Below are 2,694 nucleotides of genomic sequence, written 5' to 3'. Positions count from 1 at the left end.
CAAAGGTAACAAGCATAATGATTAAAAAAAAGGCTGCATCGCGGATACGCTTACGCTTTCGTTGCTCCTGTTGGCAAAAGTTTTGCAAAATATGACATAGAATCATTTAAATTAATTTTGAACACCTACTTATTTAGACAAATCGGCAGGAATAGGCAGCAATTTCTTTATTGCCTCCTCCGTTCCGGACGTTCCGACAGCTTTGGCAACCGCATCTCCATACCAATAAACAGTAGTTGCATAATCCACTGTCCCACTCACCCAACTCAACAGCTCAATATCGAAACGAAGAAGCGAAGAAAACGGAATGCCATCCAGATTCCGGGTACGGAAGAAGGTGTTATAACCGTGAGAACTCGCCTGGTCGGCACGGGGAGCACCGCCAAAAGGTGTTTGGAATGTTACGACCGGAGCCCATGAACTATTGTAGTAATCTTCTGTTCCAGTACCGAAATGAGACGGAAAGGAATCCTCATCCACCCAAATTTTTTCATCCCCTTCTCCGTACCAGGCACGCGAGTGGTTATACAGAGTCAGGACATCCCCTTTGTATATGCCCCGTCCAGTCAATGTGGCAAAATTCCACTCCCGGCAATTTGCATCATCATCCGGATGATCATAAACCGGAAGCCCGGTCTGCTGGCGCCAGGAAGCATGGAAATAGAGGGAACGCTCTCCCCACGGCAAAGGTGCCGTTCCCACTTTCATACTCACGTCTGCAGTGTGTGCGGAGATGTTCTGTAACAATAATCTGCCTTCTGTCTTGTAGGGCATCAGCCAGCGGCTCACCACCTTTCCTTGTCCGTCGGCAGACAAGAACCAGCTATCAACAGCTGGAGCTCCCATACCCCCTCCCGAATAATCCGAAAGAGGAACCCAAACTGTAGACCGGCCATCAAAATCAGCCTTGAATATAAGATTGCGCATAAGCTGGGCATAAGCCGTAGAATCAGCATTCGCAAGCTGAAAACTGATTTCATAAACCGCATTTTCCCCTTGCGGCAGGTCAATCCACAAAGAATCACCCGGCTGGAGCACCTGCCGCTTCTTGTCCATCTGCAAACCAGAACGGGATGCAGGATGCAGCAAGGCATCATCTACCTCTGAAATTCTTTTGCCAGCGCGGGCTACGGATTCCGCAGAAAAGGTTTCCACAGAAGTTCCTTCGGGATACTTTCGATAATTGATGTGATAGTATTTGGGAGTAGGCGCAATGCCCAGTTCGTCTTCAAATGTAATTTTACAGCTCCGGGCAAAAGGGATGGGCAGAAACAGAGTACTTCCGCCTTTCCCGTCCGGAGTATAGCTAGTGTGGGGCAGCAACAGTCCCCTACCCAATTCTGGTACTCCGAAGCGCATCAAATCATAGGCAGGAATTATCCATCTGGGAGTACTTTCTCCATCAAAGTAAAATCTCCAAGTTCCACGCTTGTCAATTGTTGTTATCCAGATACGGGTAATGGCTCCAGGCCCCTTTTCATCGAACATCACACGCTCAACTCTTCCATCAACCGTATCCATGCGGACAATACCATAACCATCATTGTTGGCAAACCATCCCGACGAATCGGGAGACACAGAGGAACGGTCATAACTGCTGACTTGCAGGCAACGGTATGGCACCAGCGGATAACGTGCGGATTCTTCTACGGATATCATTTCATCCAACAAAGAGTTCAAAGTCACTTGTGCCGCATCCTTCACACAAGAAGCCGAAGCCATCAAAGGCAAAAGCAGCAATGCAAACAAAAAATTTCTCATCTCCATATTAATTTAAGCATCCAAGCATCCAACTCCATCTTCGTCCCCTTCTTCTGCGCAAAAAGTTCGAAACTGGTTTGAGCCTCGCCCGGATAGGTTAATAATGTGAATGCCATGTCAGAATTTTCACTTATCTTAGTGTTGCAAAAAGAAAACAAGCAAAACTCTAATATGACATTGCAAAAATACAAATTAAATCTGAGAAACTCACTCCTTTTGGAGAAATATTTTTCCCTGTATGCCCAGCTCTCATCGGTCGTGTAGTCCACTACACTCCCTCTTCGGAGCCGAACATACAGACCAAAATAGAGCATAGATTCATTTAAATTATTTTTGAACACCTACTTAGGGCATGTATCTTAATATTAAGATACATGCCCTAAATTAAACTTGAAATAGTCATTAGCCATATCTGAGTTGTATATATTTAGTAAATTGGCAACAACAACTTCTATATGAACCTTGGCGTTCAACGCTGCTACAATACGTTCGAACACAGAATGGAGACAGTGCCTATCATTTCTCTTGCGTTCAAGATATCAAATAAAGTAACCATCGAACTGCCATTGGGCAATCTCGTGAAGCATGTTGTTGAAGATGTGGTTATGAAAAAAAGAAAGGAAGATTATGGCAATAGAAATTAAGGCAATACCTACCTTGGAAGGTAAGGATGCAGAAAGATTCATAGAGCGTGCTGATGAAGCAGAACGCAAGTTCAAGGGCTTTGACGGCATAGAGAACACACCAGCATTTAAGGCAATGCAGAGCATTCTGCGTAAATCAGGAATGACAAAATAATGGGATTTCTTGACGAGCACTGTTTGTTTCATGAGCTTACTGACGGTAAGCGTATCCGCGATGCTAGTAGATACACGTCAAAAAAAATATCGCTCAAGTTTTTATTCTTGAGCGATATTTTTTTGTTTCCATTTA

3 protein-coding genes are annotated in these 2,694 nt (G+C 44.5%); 2 read left to right on the top strand and 1 reads right to left on the bottom strand.

Features of this window, described 5'->3' with window-relative positions; genetic code table 11:
• Positions 1-129: 129 nt before the first annotated feature.
• Positions 130-1,773, bottom strand: a complete 1,644-nt coding sequence (locus tag KTQ90_RS13045; RefSeq protein WP_444388350.1) for a glycoside hydrolase family 172 protein — start codon at positions 1,771-1,773, stop codon at positions 130-132.
• A 443-nt stretch (positions 1,774-2,216) separates the two neighbouring features.
• On the opposite strand from KTQ90_RS13045, the gene KTQ90_RS13040 reads away from it, so the two are divergent.
• Positions 2,217-2,405, top strand: coding sequence for a hypothetical protein (locus KTQ90_RS13040; protein ID WP_217318789.1), 189 nt, complete (start codon positions 2,217-2,219; stop codon positions 2,403-2,405).
• Positions 2,389-2,559 carry a hypothetical protein gene (locus tag KTQ90_RS13035; RefSeq protein WP_006282157.1) on the top strand — a complete coding sequence of 57 codons (171 nt, stop codon included), beginning with the start codon at positions 2,389-2,391 and terminating at the stop codon, positions 2,557-2,559. The genes KTQ90_RS13040 and KTQ90_RS13035 overlap by 17 nt, the downstream gene beginning before the upstream one ends.
• The last annotated feature ends 135 nt before the right edge of the window (positions 2,560-2,694 follow it).

Origin of the sequence: Leyella stercorea (assembly GCF_019052365.1) — a bacterium.
GTDB lineage: Bacteria > Bacteroidota > Bacteroidia > Bacteroidales > Bacteroidaceae > Prevotella.
Note: the sequence above shows the minus strand (reverse complement) of the source record. Positions and strands in the feature narration are given on the sequence as shown.

What these genes read in the sequence shown, in the direction of transcription:
- KTQ90_RS13035 (WP_006282157.1), top strand. Translation starts at nt 2,389, where the DNA reads ATGGCAATAGAAATTAAGGCAATACCTACCTTGGAAGGTAAGGATGCA.
- KTQ90_RS13040 (WP_217318789.1), top strand. Translation starts at nt 2,217, where the DNA reads ATGAACCTTGGCGTTCAACGCTGCTACAATACGTTCGAACACAGAATG.